Source organism: Pseudomonas hefeiensis (genome assembly GCF_030687835.1).
Taxonomy (GTDB): domain Bacteria; phylum Pseudomonadota; class Gammaproteobacteria; order Pseudomonadales; family Pseudomonadaceae; genus Aquipseudomonas; species Aquipseudomonas hefeiensis.
The window spans coordinates 1,378,912-1,394,178 of record NZ_CP117449.1; the positions used below are offsets into that span (position 1 = coordinate 1,378,912).

15 protein-coding genes and 1 pseudogene are annotated in these 15,267 nt (G+C 59.5%); 11 read left to right on the forward strand and 5 right to left on the reverse strand.

Annotated elements, in window-relative coordinates; translation table 11 throughout:
• Positions 1-18: 18 nt before the first annotated feature.
• Entirely contained in the window at positions 19-651 is a 633-nt protein-coding gene (locus tag PSH57_RS05855; protein ID WP_305388400.1) for a glutathione S-transferase family protein, read from the forward strand.
• The gene (locus tag PSH57_RS05860; RefSeq protein ID WP_305388402.1) at positions 648-1,592 is read left to right on the forward strand and encodes a Nudix family hydrolase; all 945 of its coding nucleotides are present in this window, start codon (positions 648-650) and stop codon (positions 1,590-1,592) included. Before PSH57_RS05855 ends, PSH57_RS05860 begins: the two co-directional genes overlap by 4 nt.
• Positions 1,593-1,960: 368 nt before the next feature.
• On the opposite strand, the gene PSH57_RS05865 is transcribed toward PSH57_RS05860, so the two are convergent.
• From PSH57_RS05865 to PSH57_RS05875, 3 genes are read right to left on the reverse strand one after another with little or no spacing between them, the layout of a single operon-like run.
• The gene (locus tag PSH57_RS05865) at positions 1,961-2,542 is read right to left on the reverse strand and encodes a cob(I)yrinic acid a,c-diamide adenosyltransferase (protein ID WP_305388404.1); all 582 of its coding nucleotides are present in this window, start codon (positions 2,540-2,542) and stop codon (positions 1,961-1,963) included.
• Positions 2,543-2,544: 2 nt separating this feature from the next.
• A complete protein-coding gene (locus tag PSH57_RS05870; RefSeq protein WP_305388405.1) occupies positions 2,545-4,581 on the reverse strand; it encodes a sensor histidine kinase in 2,037 nt (678 codons plus the stop codon).
• Positions 4,582-4,627: 46 nt separating this feature from the next.
• Positions 4,628-5,545 (reverse strand): putative 2-dehydropantoate 2-reductase, encoded by a 918-nt coding sequence (locus tag PSH57_RS05875; protein ID WP_305388407.1) that lies wholly within the window; start codon positions 5,543-5,545, stop codon positions 4,628-4,630.
• A 142-nt stretch (positions 5,546-5,687) separates the two neighbouring features.
• Here PSH57_RS05875 and PSH57_RS05880 point away from each other — a divergent pair, with 142 nt between their 5' ends.
• The gene (locus PSH57_RS05880) at positions 5,688-6,173 is read left to right on the forward strand and encodes a YajQ family cyclic di-GMP-binding protein (RefSeq protein WP_003205057.1); all 486 of its coding nucleotides are present in this window, start codon (positions 5,688-5,690) and stop codon (positions 6,171-6,173) included.
• Between the two features lie 97 nt (positions 6,174-6,270).
• Positions 6,271-7,113 (forward strand): mechanosensitive ion channel family protein, encoded by an 843-nt coding sequence (locus PSH57_RS05885; RefSeq protein ID WP_305388410.1) that lies wholly within the window; start codon positions 6,271-6,273, stop codon positions 7,111-7,113.
• Positions 7,114-7,263: 150 nt separating this feature from the next.
• Here the strand turns inward: PSH57_RS05885 and PSH57_RS05890 are convergent, their stop codons facing one another.
• Positions 7,264-8,523 (reverse strand): OprD family porin, encoded by a 1,260-nt coding sequence (locus tag PSH57_RS05890; RefSeq protein ID WP_305388411.1) that lies wholly within the window; start codon positions 8,521-8,523, stop codon positions 7,264-7,266.
• Positions 8,524-9,380: 857 nt separating this feature from the next.
• On the opposite strand from PSH57_RS05890, the gene PSH57_RS05895 reads away from it, so the two are divergent.
• A complete protein-coding gene (locus PSH57_RS05895; protein ID WP_256231349.1) occupies positions 9,381-9,806 on the forward strand; it encodes an HIT family protein in 426 nt (141 codons plus the stop codon).
• Between the two features lie 4 nt (positions 9,807-9,810).
• Entirely contained in the window at positions 9,811-10,017 is a 207-nt protein-coding gene (locus PSH57_RS05900; RefSeq protein ID WP_214915133.1) for a SlyX family protein, read from the forward strand.
• Between the two features lie 70 nt (positions 10,018-10,087).
• On the opposite strand, the gene PSH57_RS05905 is transcribed toward PSH57_RS05900, so the two are convergent.
• Positions 10,088-10,693, reverse strand: a complete 606-nt coding sequence (locus tag PSH57_RS05905) for a cold-shock protein (RefSeq protein WP_305388417.1) — start codon at positions 10,691-10,693, stop codon at positions 10,088-10,090.
• A gap of 389 nt (positions 10,694-11,082) precedes the next feature.
• Between PSH57_RS05905 and PSH57_RS05910 the strand changes: the two genes are divergently transcribed.
• The 5 genes and pseudogenes from PSH57_RS05910 (at position 11,083) to PSH57_RS05930 (ending at position 15,203) form a co-directional block, all read left to right on the forward strand.
• Positions 11,083-11,556 (forward strand): Dps family protein, encoded by a 474-nt coding sequence (locus PSH57_RS05910; RefSeq protein ID WP_305388419.1) that lies wholly within the window; start codon positions 11,083-11,085, stop codon positions 11,554-11,556.
• 206 nt (positions 11,557-11,762) lie between these two features.
• Positions 11,763-12,140: a ribbon-helix-helix domain-containing protein gene (locus PSH57_RS05915; RefSeq protein WP_305388421.1), complete on the forward strand. Its 378-nt coding sequence runs from the start codon at positions 11,763-11,765 to the stop codon at positions 12,138-12,140.
• A 123-nt stretch (positions 12,141-12,263) separates the two neighbouring features.
• Complete coding sequence (locus tag PSH57_RS05920) at positions 12,264-12,485, forward strand: FmdB family zinc ribbon protein (protein ID WP_003178589.1); 222 nt, start codon at positions 12,264-12,266, stop codon at positions 12,483-12,485.
• Positions 12,486-12,560: 75 nt separating this feature from the next.
• Positions 12,561-14,336, forward strand: a complete 1,776-nt coding sequence (gene aspS, locus PSH57_RS05925) for an aspartate--tRNA ligase (protein ID WP_305388424.1) — start codon at positions 12,561-12,563, stop codon at positions 14,334-14,336.
• Between the two features lie 119 nt (positions 14,337-14,455).
• Positions 14,456-15,203 (forward strand): annotated as a pseudogene (locus tag PSH57_RS05930) (YebC/PmpR family DNA-binding transcriptional regulator).
• The last annotated feature ends 64 nt before the right edge of the window (positions 15,204-15,267 follow it).

Here is a 15,267-nt window from a genome sequence, read left to right on the forward strand (position 1 = left end):
CACAAGAAAGGAATCCACATGAGCCTGCACCTGATCATCGGCGACAAACACCTCTCCTCCTGGTCCCTGCGCGGTGCGCTGGCCCTGGCGTTGACCGGTGCAAAGTACACCGAGGAACTGGTCAGGCTCGACCAGCCCGACACCCGCGAGAAACTGCTCAAGTATTCAGCCACGGCCAAGGTCCCGTTGCTCAAGACCGAGTTTGGCGTGATCGCCGACTCCCTGGCGATTGCCGAATACCTGGCCGAACAGTTCCCGGATGCCGGCCTCTGGCCCAGGGACGTAGCCGCCCGGGCTCAGGCGCGTTCGGCCTGTGCACAAATGCACAGCGGTTTTTTTGCCATTCGCAGCAACATGCCATTTGACCTGGCCCGCGATGCGCCGCTGGTGCCCATGCCGGCTGACGTCCTGGCGGAAATCCAGCGGATGCTGGCGCTGTGGGCCGAATGCCGTGCGGCGGCCACTGAATCCGGGCCATACCTGTTTGGCCGCTTGAGCCTGGCCGACGTGTTTTTCGCGCCGGTGGCGGTGCGCTTGCGCACCTATCAGGTGGAGTTGCCCGAGGTCGATGCGGCCTATGTCGAAACTATCTATCAATGGCCGGCGTTCAAGGCGTGGCAACAGGCCGGTCTGGAGGAAACAGCGCGGTGAAACGAGTTCATGTAGCGGCGGCGGTCATTCGTGACGCTGCCGGCAAAATCCTGATCGCCCGGCGGGCCGATACTCAGCACCAGGGCGGCCTTTGGGAGTTTCCCGGTGGCAAGGTCGAGGCGGATGAGTCCGTCGAGACCGCCCTGGCCCGAGAGCTTCATGAAGAACTGGGCATTGTGGTCAGTACGGCCCGGCCATTGATCAAGGTGCGCCACGATTATCCGGATAAACAGGTACTGCTGGATGTCTGGGAAGTCTCAGCATTCACTGGCCAGCCCCATGGTGCCGAAGGACAACCGCTGGCCTGGGTCACGAGCCGTGAGCTTTTGAACCATGAGTTTCCGGCGGCCAACCAGCCGATCGTCGCAGCGGCTCGTTTACCCGGCGAATATTTGATTACCCCTGAAGGCCTCGAAACGCCGCAGCTGCTGCGCGGCATGCAAAAGGCTATCGCGGGTGGGATCAAACTGCTCCAGTTGCGCGCGCCCAACGGCTACGACCCGAAGTATCGCGATCTGGCGGTGGATGCGGCAGGTTTGTGCGCCGGCAAGGCCCAGTTGATGCTCAAGGGGCCTTTTGAATGGCTGGGGGATTTCCCTTCCGCCGGCTGGCACATTACCGCCGCGCAATTGCGCAAGCATGCCGCAGCCGGTCGTCCTTTTGGCAAAGACCGTTGGTTGGCCGCCTCCTGCCACAGCGCCGAAGAGCTGTCCCTGGCGCAGCAGATGGACGTGGACTTCGTGACGCTCTCGCCGGTACAACCGACCCAGACTCATCCCGAGGCCCAGCCGCTGGGTTGGGAAGAGGCTTCGCGGTTGATTGAGGGCTTCGACAGGCCGGTGTATCTGTTGGGCGGAGTGGGGCCTGACGAACGGCAAAAAGCCTGGAAAGCCGGGGCGCAGGGTGTGGCGGGGATTCGGGCGTTTTGGCCTGAGGCTTGATTGGGTGGGGTGGCTACCGGCCCCTTCGCGAGCAAGCCCGCTCCCACATGGAATCTGCGATGGACAAAAATTCTGTGCCTGGCAGAAATTCACTGTGGGAGGCTTGATTGGGTGGGGTGGCTGCCGGCCGGCCCCTTCGCGAGCAAGCCCGCTCCCACATGGAATCTGCGATGGACAAAAATTCTGTGCTGGCAGAAGTTCACTGTGGGAGGCTTGATTGGGTGGGGTGGCTGCCGGCCGGCCCCTTCGCGAGCAAGCCCGCTCCCACATGGAATCTGCGATGGACAAAACTTCTGTGCCTGGCAGAGATCCACTGTGGGAGCGGGCTTGCTCGCGAAGACGGCCTGACAGGCGATAAATTTCTCTGCTCAGTCCCCAGGCTTGGCAGCCGCCACCCACAGCACCTCCGCCACCCCTTGTCGCCGGGCAATGACCCGCGCGGCGACGAACAACAGATCCGACAACCGATTGATATACGCCAGCCCCGGCCCGGCCAACGGCTCGACGGCGTTCAACTGCTGGCAACGGCGTTCGGCGCTACGGGCCAGGCTGCGGCAGACGTGGGCCTGGGCGATCAGTGTCGAGCCGCCGGGCAGGATGAAATTCTCCAGCGGTCCCACTTCTTCGTTCCATGCATCGATTGCTGCTTCCAGGCGCTCGACTTCCAGCACGTTCAAGGCCTGATAAGCTGGCATCGCCAGTTCACCGCCCAGGTCGAACAGCCGGTGCTGACAAGGCGCCAGGACCTCGATCAGCTCCTGTAGCGCCGGATATTCAGCGGCCTCTACCGTGAGGCTGGCGAGCAACAATCCCAACTGACTGTTGAGCGTGTCCACCTCGCCAATGGCTTCGACCCGTGGATGGTCCTTGGCTACGCGGCGACCATCTCCCAACCCTGTTTCACCTTTGTCGCCGGTGCGGGTGTAAATCTTCGACAGGCGAAAACCCATGTTCAGCGCTCCAGTTGCTTGTGTTCCTGCGGCACCATTGAAGTGCCAGTCAACGGCAGGCGCAAGGTGAAGCAGGTGCCCTGGCCCGGTGCCGACTGCACTTCCATCTGGCCCTTGTGGTTATTGGTGATGATGAAATACGACACCGACAGCCCCAGCCCGGTCCCTTGGCCGATTTCCTTGGTGGTGAAGAACGGCTCGAAGGTGCGTTTACGCACGTTTTCGCTCATGCCGATGCCGTTGTCCTCCACCTGGATCTCTGCCCACGGTGGGTTCAGCCGCGTGCGCAGGATAATCCGGCCGGGTTCGCTGTCGTCCTGGCGTTGGTGGATCGCCTGGGCGGCGTTTTTCAGCAGATTGAGCAGTACCTGCTCCAGCTCGTTGGCGGTGCCGGGCACCGGGCCCAGGTTCGGGTCGAACTGCCGGATGATCGCCTGGCCCTTGAAGTCGAAACCGATCGCCAGGTCGAAGTCGTTCCCGGCGATCTCCACCGCCTGGTCGATCAGTGCCGGCAGGTCGCAGGGGGCCATCTGCCGGGTACTGCGCCGGCTGAAGCTGAGCATGTGGGTGACGATTTTCGCCGCCCGGGCGCCGGCCTGCTGGATGCCATCGAGCAACTGCGGGATTTCCCGGCTTTGCAGGTAAAGGTTCACCCTTTGCAGTTCGATATTCAGTTGTTCGGCCTGTTCGATGTTCTTCGGCAGTTCTGGCGAAAGACGCCGACGGATGTTTTGCACGTTGTGCAGGATGGCACCCAGCGGGTTGTTGATTTCATGGGCCATGCCCGCCGCGAGGCCGCCGACCGAGAGCATCTTCTCCGACTGCACCATCATTTCTTCCAGCGACAGGCGCTGGGTGATGTCATCGATGCGGATCACCACGCCGCGCCCGGCACCGCCCATCAGTGGATAGAAGGTGAGGGCGTAGTGCCGGGCCTCGTCGTCCTTGGTCCAGGTGACGCGTTCGATCTTCGCCACCGTATGCTGTTCCACCGTTTGCTTGAGCTGTGGCAGGTAAGGCTTGAGCGGTTCGAAGGCGAGGAAGATCGGCTGGTTCAGCGCCTCGTCCAGGCGCGTGCCCGAAAGGGCGCTGGCTTCCTGGTTCCATTGGGTGACATACAGCTGTTCGTCGAGGGCGATCAGGGCCGAGGGCATGGAGTCGATAATACTGTTGAGGTAGTTCTGAAAGCCGGTGAGCTTTTTCTCGATCTTGCTGCGCACCTGGACTTCCAGTTCCAGCTTGCGATTGGTGTGACGGGTTTCTTCGGCCAGGCCCTGGGCCTGGTCGTAGGCGGCCTGGGAATCGTCCCGCGCGCGTTTGAGTTGCTGCTCCCGGGCTTCGATCCGCGAGAGCATGGTGTTGAACGCCTCGGCCAGGCTGCCGATTTCGTCGTGGTTGCCGCGGGCGGCGCGCAGGGAATAGTTCTCCTCGCGGGTGACCTGGCGCGACAGCTCTTCGAGCTGATGAATCGGTCGAGTAATCAGGCGCTTGATCTGCTGGGCAATGACCAGCCACAGCAACACGCTGAAAATCAGGATGCCGAGGCTGGCGGTCAGGGTGCCGGTGTAGAACGCCGTCGGCAGTTCGCTGCTGGCCACCAGTAACAGATGACCCGGCGCCGTCCCCGGACGGGGCAGGGTGATGACCTGATTGCTGCGAAACTCACTGGCTTGCCACGCCTGCATATGGCGGTAATGGTCCGGCAGCTTGAGCTTTTCGCCCTGGTGCAGTTGCGCCAGGCGTGCACCCTCGCCGTCATACAACGCAGCGGCCCGCAGCGGTGCATAGCTGTTGAGCTCATCCAGCAGGCGCTGGGCAGTTTGGGGTGATTGCAGGGCGTCGGCGATCAGGCTCGGGTTGGCCACCAGCCGACCGATGGTCTGCAGGGCCTGGGGCGCCATGCTTTCCTGGGAGATGTAATAGGCGGCGCTGATAAAGGTCAGGTTGGCCACCAGCAGTACGGTGGTCAACAACACCAGCAGGGCGGCCAGCAGTTTCTGGCCGACCGGGAGGTTTTCAAGGCGCTGGCGCAATGGCATCGGACTCTTCGTTTAAAAGGAACACGAGGGCCAGCGTAGCCGCTGCTCAGTCGCCGGGCAATCCGAGGTTGTTCAAGTGGGCAATCAGTCGCTGGCGCAATTGTTCCAGATGTGGCACCGCCAACCGATGGCGCCCGGCAACCTTGCAAGCGTGGCCGAGCAAGTAGCTGATTTCGGTGCGGCGCCCATGGGCGACGTCCTGGTACATCGAGGAGTAGTTGGCGGCAGTGGCCTGGATGACCCGTTCGACTTCCGGCTGCAGGTCTTCGGCCGCCATGGGCTGGCCGCAGCGCTCCAGCAGGTCCGTAAGTTCTGCGCAGAGGGTCGCCACTTCGCAGTGATGCGCCTGCAAGCCGCCGTTCCTGCAGTGATGCAGGACGGTCAGCGGGTTGATCGCACAGTTGAGCGCCAGTTTGCGCCAGAGCCGGGTGAGGATGTCCGCCGTCCATTCGTGGGGTATACCGGCGGCGGTGAGGTCGTCCAGCCAGATCGGTGCCACCGGGTGGGCGGGATCGCCCAGCCAGGTATAGCCGTGGCCGGCGAACACCACGCGCCAGTCACCGTCGCGGAACGCTCCTTCGGTACTGGAGGCACTGATGCAACGGGCCTGGGGAACACGATTGGCGACCGCGTCCTGACTGCCGAGGCCGTTCTGTAGCAGGATCAGCTCCGCATCGGCGCTCAGGCGATGGGCCACGGAAGCCACGGCCGCTTCGGCATCATAGGCTTTGCAGGCCAGGAGCAGGCGTTTGATCGGCTCGGGGGCGTCGGCTGTTTGCCCAGGTACCGGGTAATGCTGGGCCTGGCCCTGTTCCACCAGCGTCAGGCCACCGGCGGCCCGATAGGCCTGCAACCGTTGTTCATTGCGCAGTACCAGCCGCACCGGCAGACCGGCCCGGGCCAGGCGCGCCGCCCACAACGTGCCGAGGCTGCCGGCCCCCAGGACATGCCAGGTAGTAGGCATCAGTTTTTTACTCGGTTTGGCGCAGGCATCGGGGGGCTCGCAGTGTCGACAGGAAAAGACCCGTTATAATGAGCCCGATTTTAACCACAAGCCAAGCACGCGCCTTTGTTACGGGCGCGTCTTTTTTATTGGAGAACACTACATGCCGTCATTCGACGTGGTATCCGAACTGGACAAACACGAAGTCACCAACGCCGTTGAAAACGCCGTCAAGGAACTCGACCGTCGTTATGACCTCAAGGGCAAGGGCAGTTTCGAGTTCAAGGAGAAGGACCTGACCGTCAACCTGACCGCTGAGGCCGACTTCCAGCTTGAGGCAATGATCGAGATCCTCAAGCTGGCCCTGGTCAAGCGCAAGATCGACGTGCAGTGCCTGGAGGTCAAGGACGCCTATGCCTCGGGCAAGCTGATGAAGCAGGAAGCCGTGCTCAAGGAAGGCATCGATAAGGAACTGGCGAAGAAAATCGTTGCTCATATCAAGGACGCCAAACTCAAGGTGCAAGCCGCCATCCAGGGCGAGCAAGTGCGTGTCACCGGCAAAAAGCGTGATGACTTGCAGGAAGCCATCGCGGCACTGCGGGGCAAGGAATTCGGCATGCCTTTGCAGTTCAATAACTTCCGTGACTGACAGCCGGTTGCACAGAGGCATTGTGGCGAGAGGCAAACGCTCTTTTCACAATGCTTCGCCCGGTCTTTCGTGGTTACGGCAATAGAAGGAGAGGTAGATGGACCTGAACGCTGAAGTGGACAACTTGATCAAGGCGTCCGAGGCCTGGATCCCCATGATCATGGAGTACGGCAGCCGCGTGCTGCTGGCGGTGATTACGCTGGCCATTGGCTGGTGGCTGATCAACAAGGTAACCCGCAAACTCGGCGGACTGCTGGCACTGCGCAATGCCGACCTGGCGCTGCAAGGGTTTATCAGTAACCTGGCGAACATCATCCTCAAGATCCTGCTGATCGTCAGCGTGGCGTCGATGATCGGCATTGAGACCACCTCGTTCATCGCGGCTATCGGTGCGGCGGGCCTGGCGATCGGCTTGGCATTGCAGGGCAGCCTGGCGAACTTCGCCGGTGGTGTGCTGATTCTGTTGTTCCGCCCGTTCCGCATCGGTGACTGGATCGAAGCCCAGGGCGTGGCCGGTACGGTCGACAGCATCCAGATCTTCCATACCGTGATTCGTACCGGTGACAACAAAACCGTCATCGTGCCCAACGGCAACCTGTCGAACGGCATCATCATCAACACCAATCGCCAGCCGACCCGCAAAGTGGTGTTCGATGTCGGCGTGGATTACCAAGCGGACCTGCAAAAGGCTCGTGAAGTGTTGTTGGAACTGGCCAAGGACGAGCGTGTACTGGCCGATCCGGCGCCGGAAGCGGTGATTTCCACCTTGGGCGACAGTTCGATCACGGTGTCATTGCGGGCATGGGTCAAGACGGCGGATTACTGGAGCGTGATGTTCATGTTCAATGAACAGGCCCGGGATCGGTTGAAGGACGCGGGAATTGATATTCCGTTTCCACAGCGGGTTATTCGTATGGTCCACGAAGGGGCAGCGCAGTAACGCTTCGGCTCATGAGGCTAATGTTAGTTAGCTTGCTAATTACGAAGTTGCTTTTAAGCTGACATATGATGGGCACAAAAAAACCGCTCACCTGAATCAGGTGAGCGGTTTTTTATTTGTTGCCGGTGTAACTATCGAATGACCGCTGAATTACAAGATGCTCAGAGGGTATTCGACGATGAAGCGGAAGTCGTTGTTGTCGGCACCATTGATAGCGTTGTAAGAGCTATTTGTGCGGTAGAACGCGCTACGAATGCGGAAAGACAGGTCTTTGGCTGGACCGCTCTGCATGACGTATTTGGTCTCGAAGTCCAACTCGTGCTCTTTGCCTTCTTCGCCGCCAGTCTCAATGTTGTCACCGGTGATGTAACGAGTCATGAAGCTCAGGCCTGGAACGCCGTAGGTCTTCATGTTCAAGTCGTAGCGAGCCTGCCACGAACGCTCGTCTGCGCCGTTGAAGTCGGAGTACTGGACGGAGTTGGAGAGGAAAATAGTACCGTTGCCGTCGGCGCCGTAAACGTAGCCGGTATCGCCGGTGGAGCGCTGGTGAGCCAGGGTGAACTTGTGGGCACCGATGGAATAGGCAGCTGCAAGGGACCAGATACGGTTGTCAACGTCACCGCTGAGTTTCTGGCCTTGATCCTTGCTGTCATAGCCGTTGAAATCGAAGTTCAGGGACTGATCTTCGCTGATCGGCAGGGTGTAGTTCAGGTTGATGTATTTCTTTTTGTAGTGGTCTTCAACGTCGGAAGCGGCAACGCCAGCTACAAAATTCTCGGTGAATTGATAGGTTGCACCAGCGATATCAGCGGATTTCAGACCGGTGCCATTGATGCTGTCGTGACCCATGTGGTTCTGTCCGCTGATCGCGGTAAACCGGCCAGCGCTCAGCTCCAGGCCTTCAATTTCTTTGCTGGTGATCATGGTGCCGGTGGCGATTTCCGGCAGCAGACGGCTGTCGTCGGTGGCGAGAACCGGGCTGCCAACGTATTGGCTGCCGTATTTCAGAACGGTGTCAGAGACACGGAACTTGACCGCTCCACCACCAATGGATTGGGTGTCTTCTGGTCGGCCATCGCTATCGTTACCGAAGATGCCATTACCGGTGCGGCCACGACCGCTGTCCAGTTTGACCATGCCGTTGACCAAGGCGTCTACACCGAAACCAACGGTACCTTGGGTGAAGCCCGACTCGTATGTGGCGCGCGCAGCAAGGCCGGTTTCTTCACGATAGCTCTGGCCACCCGGGTTATTCTTGAAATCACGATTCATGTACAGCATACGGGTCAGAACGTTCAGGCTCTGATCTTCAAAAAAGCCCTTGGATTCTTCCTGGGAAGAGGCCATTGCGAACTGCGAGGTACTGGCCGATACAGCCAGTGCGATCATGCTCCACTTCATCACGCGCATCGTGATTTGCTCCTTTGGTTTTTAGATAGAGTCTTGCCGTCCCACCTGTTTTTTTATCTGGGCGGCTCTTTCTTTTTGTGTCGGCGCGAACTTATATCACGACGACATTCATTGGCGATACTTGCCCATCCAATCTTTCAGCTTCTTTACGACCCTGTCGCCTATGGCTCGATCCATGTCGTATTTCGGCTGTTCCGGCGCAATCGGACTTACAACTCGAAGTTGCTTCTTTTTTCCGGCGACGGTGCAAAGAGTCCTTTATTACTGCGCTTGAAGCTCCTTGAGGGCAGCCTTGCCACTTTATTCTCAAGCCTGCAGGTTCGCGCTTGCAGCGGTGCCCTGTAGACGATGGTGGGGATGAATGCAACAAGCATGCTCAAACCCGGTTTCTGTTCACGTTTTTTTCACATTCTTCCTGCTGGCGCGGTGAAACCTCATGAAACCGGGCTCCAAAGGCCTTGTTTTAATTAGGGTTGACTGCTGTGCCGCTCTCGTGTTTACAGCCGCTAAACGCCTCGCGACAACTAAAAACGTTACCGGTTCACCCTGCCGGGTGGGTAGATCACGGATGCTTCGTGCACTGAGCGTAGACGCGTTGTGCTGTTTTGGTGCAAAAAATCTTTACCTTGTACGAAAATTTTACAGGCTCGGTGCGGGAGGCAGTGTGCGCAACGCCCGTCTCAGGCCTGTGTGTTACTGGCTGCGCTGAGTTGGTGCGTGCGCTCTAAAAAAAGCATCGGACAGGGTCATGACTGTACGCAGTGAACCCTTCGGCGTTCGAGGGTATGCTGCGCTTCTGTATCCAACGCAGGCCTGCTGCGTCGGGTAAAAACGATAACCAGCGAGGAGTGTGCGCGGTGTTTGCTTTAGATCCACAACTGCAACAAGACACGTTGGTCATGGGTGATTTCCCGCTGTGCCGGTTGCTCTTGTCCAACGACTCCAATTACCCGTGGTTCATCCTCGTGCCGCGACGGGAAAGTATCAGCGAATTGTTTCAATTGGATGACGCTGACCAGCGGCAGCTATGGAAAGAAACCACGGTCCTGGCCGAAACCCTCAAGGACTCGTTCAACGCTGACAAACTGAACGTTGCAACCTTGGGTAACGTCGTCAGCCAGTTGCACATGCACGTCATCGTGCGCAAACGTGATGACGCGGCCTGGCCAGCGCCGGTCTGGGGCAAGCACCCGGCCAGGCCTTATACTACTGAACAGGTGACGGTCATTCGCGACAGACTGCGAGCGGCCCTGACCGATGATTTCAAGTTTCTGGAGGACTGAGACCATGAACCTTGAAGAGCGTGTAACGGATCTGGAAAGCCGCCTGGCGTTTCAGGATGACACTATCCAGGCATTAAATGACGTGCTGGTGGGGCAGCAGCGAGTGGTCGAGCGTCTGCAGCTGCAAATGGCCGCTTTGCTCAAGCGCCAGGAAGAGATGGCCGGGCAATTCGAAACCTTCGAAGAAGAAGCGCCTCCGCCTCACTACTGACCGACCGGAACGACAGACGATAAAAAACCGCGAGCAGCCCGGCTGCATCGCGGTTTTTTTACGCTTGGGATCAGCGGCGCGGTAGCGCGGCGATCACATCTTCGGCCTGCAGGCCCTTGTCGCGGTTCATTACGGAGAACTCCACGCGCTGGCCTTCGACCAGAACGCGGTGGCCTTCGCCACGAATGGCTCGGAAATGCACAAAAATGTCATCGCCGGAGTCGCGGGAGATGAAACCGAACCCCTTGGACGTGTTGAACCACTTCACGGTGCCGGTATCGCGGTTGGACATGTCGTAGTTCTGCGGTGCGGCGGCCGGTGACGACTTCTTGTAGAAGCTGACAGCCAGGTGCAGTGCCACGGCGAGCAGTGCTGCGGTCAGGCTGAACAGCACGGCCGGTTGACCGGCGATTTGCGGCATGGGCGCCAGCAGGGTCAGGGTTTGCAGGGCAACGGCCAGCACCAGCAAGACGCTGACCAGGTTTTGCAGTTGATGACGTGGGCCTTTGTTCCAGTAGGGGATAACAGGTGCAAGGGTGAGGTTGAGCAGGCCGAAAAAGGCCAGGTAAAGCGCATCGGGATGTTGCAGGTAAGGCGTGGCTTCGGAACCCAGGCTAGGGATGAAGGACAGCAGCAGGGCAGCTGCGCCCATTAGCAAGTGGACGATTTTCAACATTTTGATTGACTCACGGTTAAGACGGATCACAAGGAAGAGCTGGTCGGGGCGGTTCGCTTCGGAACAATAGAGAGGCGTTGGACACATTCCCGAATCAGCCTATGCGCCATGCCCGGAAAAATAGGCGTAGCGACACACTGCCTATTTAACAGCAAAGCCCCGGCCTTCTCAAATCCGTACCGCGCTGTTCGTCGGCGCAAGGGCGCCAGGCAACAGGCAAAGACGTTGAATCTTCCCGCCTCATCGGAACCGTCCGGTGTTGCGGCTTGTCGGTTCAGGAGGGCTGGCGATTTGTCGCAGGCTGCCGGCGGCAACACCCGCTAGAGTGCAAGAGTCGCTAAAGTGCAAGAGCCGCTGTCGAATTCATTACCGCAAGGAGATCAACCACCATGGCAATTGATATCGGGATCAGTGAAGAAGATCGCAAGTCCATCGTCGACGGGCTTTCACGCCTGCTGTCGGACACCTATGTCTTGTACCTCAAGACCCATAATTTTCACTGGAACGTCACAGGACCGATGTTTCGCACCCTGCACCTGATGTTCGAGGAGCAATACAACGAACTGGCGCTGGCGGTGGACCTGATTGCCGAACGCATTCGTGCCCTCGGCTTTCCCGCGCCGGGTGCCTATTCCGTGTATGCGCGTTTGTCTTCTATCAAGGAAGAGGAGGGTGTGCCTGGCGCCGAAGACATGATCCGCCAGTTGGTCGAGGGTCAGGAAGCCGTGACGCGTACGGCCCGCAGCATCCTTCCTTTGTCGGACAAGGTCAGTGACGAACCGACCACTGATCTACTGACCCAGCGCATGCAGGTCCATGAAAAAACCGCCTGGATGTTGCGCTCGCTGCTGGAAGACCGGTAAGCGCCAGGCCTGGCGATGACGGGGCGGTTGGCGTTGTCGCCGGCACTTTGTGTAGGACGTTGTAATTCGTCGCCTGCCTGCTGCTGGCTTGTCCTACGCCGATGGTCATAAAGTCATCTGGAACTGGCGATGCCGTTGAGCTTCCATAGAGCCACAGATTGGTTGTTCCAACTGAGAGGCTCGTATGGCAAAGGAGTGTCAACGGTATGATTCAAGGAAAAGAACCCGGGGAGGGTGTGCATGGGCACTTTCACCCTATTACCATCGACCCGTTCGTCCGAGGGTTCGATATGCAATTGGCCCGCCCTCTGGCCCGATCGATCCGCCTGAACGGGTTCGCCACCTGTCTTCGGCTTGAGCAGGTCTATTGGGATATTCTCGGTGACATGGCCCAGCTCAACAGCTGTTCCGTCAGTACTCTGCTGTCCCATGTTGACCGGGAAGTGCATCTGCGCCATGGCGGGGTGCGCAACTTCAGCGGTTTCGTGCGCGTGGTTTGTGTGGTGCACAGTTTGAAGGAGGCAGGGGCAGAGGCCGTGGGGCGTCATTGGCGTGATGAATGCGTGGCGCCTGTCAGTGGCTGAACCCGGCCGGTAGCGGCCTGTGCCGTCTTACGGCTGCACAGGCCGCATTTAATGGATATAATCCCGCTCTTTGCCGCAAAGCCCAGCCTTTGCGCGAGTAACCTGATCGCCGAGACAACCCCCATGCCGATGTACGACTATCAATGTGCTTCCTGTGGTCATCAGATGGAAGCCATTCAAAAGATCAGCGCGGCACCGCTGGTCGATTGCCCTGCCTGCCAGGCGCCAGAACTGAAAAAGATGCTGTCCATGCCAGGTTTCCGCCTCGGCGGCACCGGCTGGTATGAAACCGACTTCAAGACCGGCGCCAAGAAGAACCTGGCCGGTGGCGACAAAGCTGACTGAGTTGAACACGCGCGAGTTCTTGCACGGGCAGGGCCTCCAACCGAATTTCGAATTACGAGAAGTGAAACCACTACCATGATGCGCAGCCATTATTGCGGCCAACTGAACGAAAGCCTGGAAGGTCAGGAAGTTACTCTTTGCGGATGGGTCCATCGTCGCCGTGACCATGGCGGGGTGATTTTCCTCGATATCCGTGATCGTGAAGGCCTGGCCCAGGTAGTGTTCGATCCGGACCGCGCTGAAACCTTCGCCGCCGCCGACCGCGTGCGCAGCGAATACGTGGTCAAGATCACCGGCAAGGTGCGCTTGCGCCCGGCCGGCGCCGGCAACGCCAACATGACCTCAGGCATGATCGAAGTGCTGGGCTATGAGCTGGAAGTGCTCAACGAAGCGGAAACCCCGCCGTTCCCGCTCAACGAATACTCCGACGTGGGCGAAGAAACCCGCCTGCGCTACCGCTTCATCGACCTGCGTCGCCCGGAAATGGCCGAGAAGCTGCGTCTGCGTTCGCGCATGACCACCAGCATCCGTCGTTACCTGGACGAGAACGGCTTCCTCGACGTCGAAACGCCGATCCTGACCCGCGCGACGCCTGAAGGTGCTCGCGACTACCTGGTGCCGAGCCGTACCCACCCCGGCAGCTTCTTCGCCTTGCCGCAATCGCCGCAGCTGTTCAAGCAACTGCTGATGGTGGCCGGCTTCGACCGCTACTACCAGATCGCCAAGTGTTTCCGCGACGAAGACCTGCGTGCCGACCGTCAGCCTGAATTCACTCAGATCGACATCGAGACCAGCTTCCTCGACGAAAAAGACATCATGGGCCTGACCGAAGGCATGATCCGCAACCTGTTCAAGGAAGTGCTGGGTCTGGAGTTCGGTGAGTTCCCGCACATGACCTTCGAAGAGGCCATGCGTCGCTACGGTTCCGACAAGCCGGACCTGCGTAACCCGCTGGAACTGGTGGACGTGGCCGACCAACTCAAGGACGTCGACTTCAAGGTCTTCAGCGGCCCGGCCAACGACCCGAAATGCCGGATCGCGGCCCTGCGTGTGCCAGGCGGGGCAAGCATGCCGCGCAAGCAGATTGATGACTACACCAAGTTCGTCGGCATCTACGGTGCCAAGGGTCTGGCGTACATCAAGGTCAACGAGCGCGCCGCAGGTGTTGACGGCCTGCAATCGCCGATCGTGAAAAACATCCCTGAAGCCAACCTGAACGTGATCCTCGATCGCGTGGGCGCGGTCGATGGCGACATCGTGTTCTTCGGCGCCGACAAGGCCAAGATCGTCAGCGAGGCCCTGGGCGCACTGCGCATCAAGCTGGGTCACGACCTGAAGCTGTTGACCTGTGAGTGGGCACCGATGTGGGTCGTCGACTTCCCGATGTTTGAAGAGAACGACGACGGCAGCTTCTCCGCGCTGCACCATCCGTTCACCGCACCGAAGTGCTCGCCTGAGGCGTTGGAGGCCAACCCGGCCACCGCTCTGTCACGCGCTTACGACATGGTCTTGAACGGCACCGAGCTGGGTGGCGGTTCGATCCGTATCCATCGCAAGGAAATGCAACAGGCGGTCTTCCGTCTGCTGGGCATCAGCGAAGCGGAACAGGAAGAGAAATTCGGCTTCCTGCTCGATGCGCTGAAGTACGGTGCACCGCCCCACGGTGGCCTGGCCTTTGGTCTGGACCGCCTGGTGATGCTGATGACCGGCGCCCAGTCGATTCGTGAAGTGATCGCGTTCCCGAAAACCCAGAGCGCGGCCGATGTCATGACCCAGGCTCCGGGCGTAGTGGATGCCAAGGCTCTGCGCGAGTTGCATATCCGTCTGCGTGAACAGCCAAAGGCTGAGTAAGGCCGACACCTGAAGGCGCATCTTCGGATGCGCCTTTTCATTGGGGTCGATATTTTTGGTTGCCGGCTACTGTGCGAGCGCAGGGCGGGCAATGTTGCAAAGAGAAACCGGAGCGAGTTATGGCAGGTCATTCCAAGTGGGCGAACATCAAGCACCGCAAAGAACGTCAGGATGCCAAGAGGGGCAAAGATATTCACCAAGTGGATTCGTGAGCTGACGGTCGCTGCCCGCCAGGGTGGCGGCGATCCGGGTTCCAATCCACGCTTGCGCCTGGCCCTGGACAAGGCGCTGGGTGCGAACATGAGTCGCGACATCATCGACCGCGCTATCGCCCGTGGCGCGGGCGCGACCGAAGCCGACAACGTGGAAGAGCTGACCTACGAAGGTTACGGCCCGGGTGGCGTAGCGGTGATGGTCGAGTGCATGACCGACAACCGCAACCGTACCGCCGCCGCCGTGCGTCATGCCTTCAGCAAATGCGGGGGCAACCTGGGCACCGACGGTTCGGTGGCGTACCTGTTCGAGCGCAAGGGGCAGATCAGTTTCGCGCCGGGCCTTGATGAAGATGCCCTGACGGAAGCGGCCTTGGAAGCCGACGCCGATGACGTGGTCAGTCATGAAGACGGTTCCTTCGACGTGTTCACCTCGTTCGCCAGCTTCTACGCCGTGCGCAATGCCCTGGAGGCTGCCGGTTTTGCGCCTGCCGACGCGGAAATCGTCATGCAACCGACCACCAGCGCCGAACTGGACCTGGAGGGCGCTGAGAAGGTGCTCAAGCTGATCGACATGCTCGAAGACCTGGACGATGTGCAGAACGTCTACTCTAACGCCGACATCCCGGAGTCGGTGGCTGAGCAACTAGGTTGATAATCTTTTATCCAGCAGCATGAGTACCAAGGTGGGAGCGGGCTTGCTCGCGAATACGGTGCAT

Coding starts and splice junctions, on each gene's coding strand:
- PSH57_RS05855 (WP_305388400.1), top strand. CDS start 19: ATGAGCCTGCACCTGATCATCGGCGACAAACACCTCTCCTCCTGGTCC.
- PSH57_RS05865 (WP_305388404.1), bottom strand. CDS start 2,542: ATGGGTTTTCGCCTGTCGAAGATTTACACCCGCACCGGCGACAAAGGT.
- PSH57_RS05870 (WP_305388405.1), bottom strand. CDS start 4,581: ATGCCATTGCGCCAGCGCCTTGAAAACCTCCCGGTCGGCCAGAAACTG.
- PSH57_RS05875 (WP_305388407.1), bottom strand. CDS start 5,545: ATGCCTACTACCTGGCATGTCCTGGGGGCCGGCAGCCTCGGCACGTTG.
- PSH57_RS05880 (WP_003205057.1), top strand. CDS start 5,688: ATGCCGTCATTCGACGTGGTATCCGAACTGGACAAACACGAAGTCACC.
- PSH57_RS05885 (WP_305388410.1), top strand. CDS start 6,271: ATGGACCTGAACGCTGAAGTGGACAACTTGATCAAGGCGTCCGAGGCC.
- PSH57_RS05890 (WP_305388411.1), bottom strand. CDS start 8,523: ATGCGCGTGATGAAGTGGAGCATGATCGCACTGGCTGTATCGGCCAGT.
- PSH57_RS05900 (WP_214915133.1), top strand. CDS start 9,811: ATGAACCTTGAAGAGCGTGTAACGGATCTGGAAAGCCGCCTGGCGTTT.
- PSH57_RS05905 (WP_305388417.1), bottom strand. CDS start 10,693: ATGTTGAAAATCGTCCACTTGCTAATGGGCGCAGCTGCCCTGCTGCTG.
- PSH57_RS05910 (WP_305388419.1), top strand. CDS start 11,083: ATGGCAATTGATATCGGGATCAGTGAAGAAGATCGCAAGTCCATCGTC.
- PSH57_RS05915 (WP_305388421.1), top strand. CDS start 11,763: ATGATTCAAGGAAAAGAACCCGGGGAGGGTGTGCATGGGCACTTTCAC.
- PSH57_RS05920 (WP_003178589.1), top strand. CDS start 12,264: ATGCCGATGTACGACTATCAATGTGCTTCCTGTGGTCATCAGATGGAA.
- aspS (WP_305388424.1), top strand. CDS start 12,561: ATGATGCGCAGCCATTATTGCGGCCAACTGAACGAAAGCCTGGAAGGT.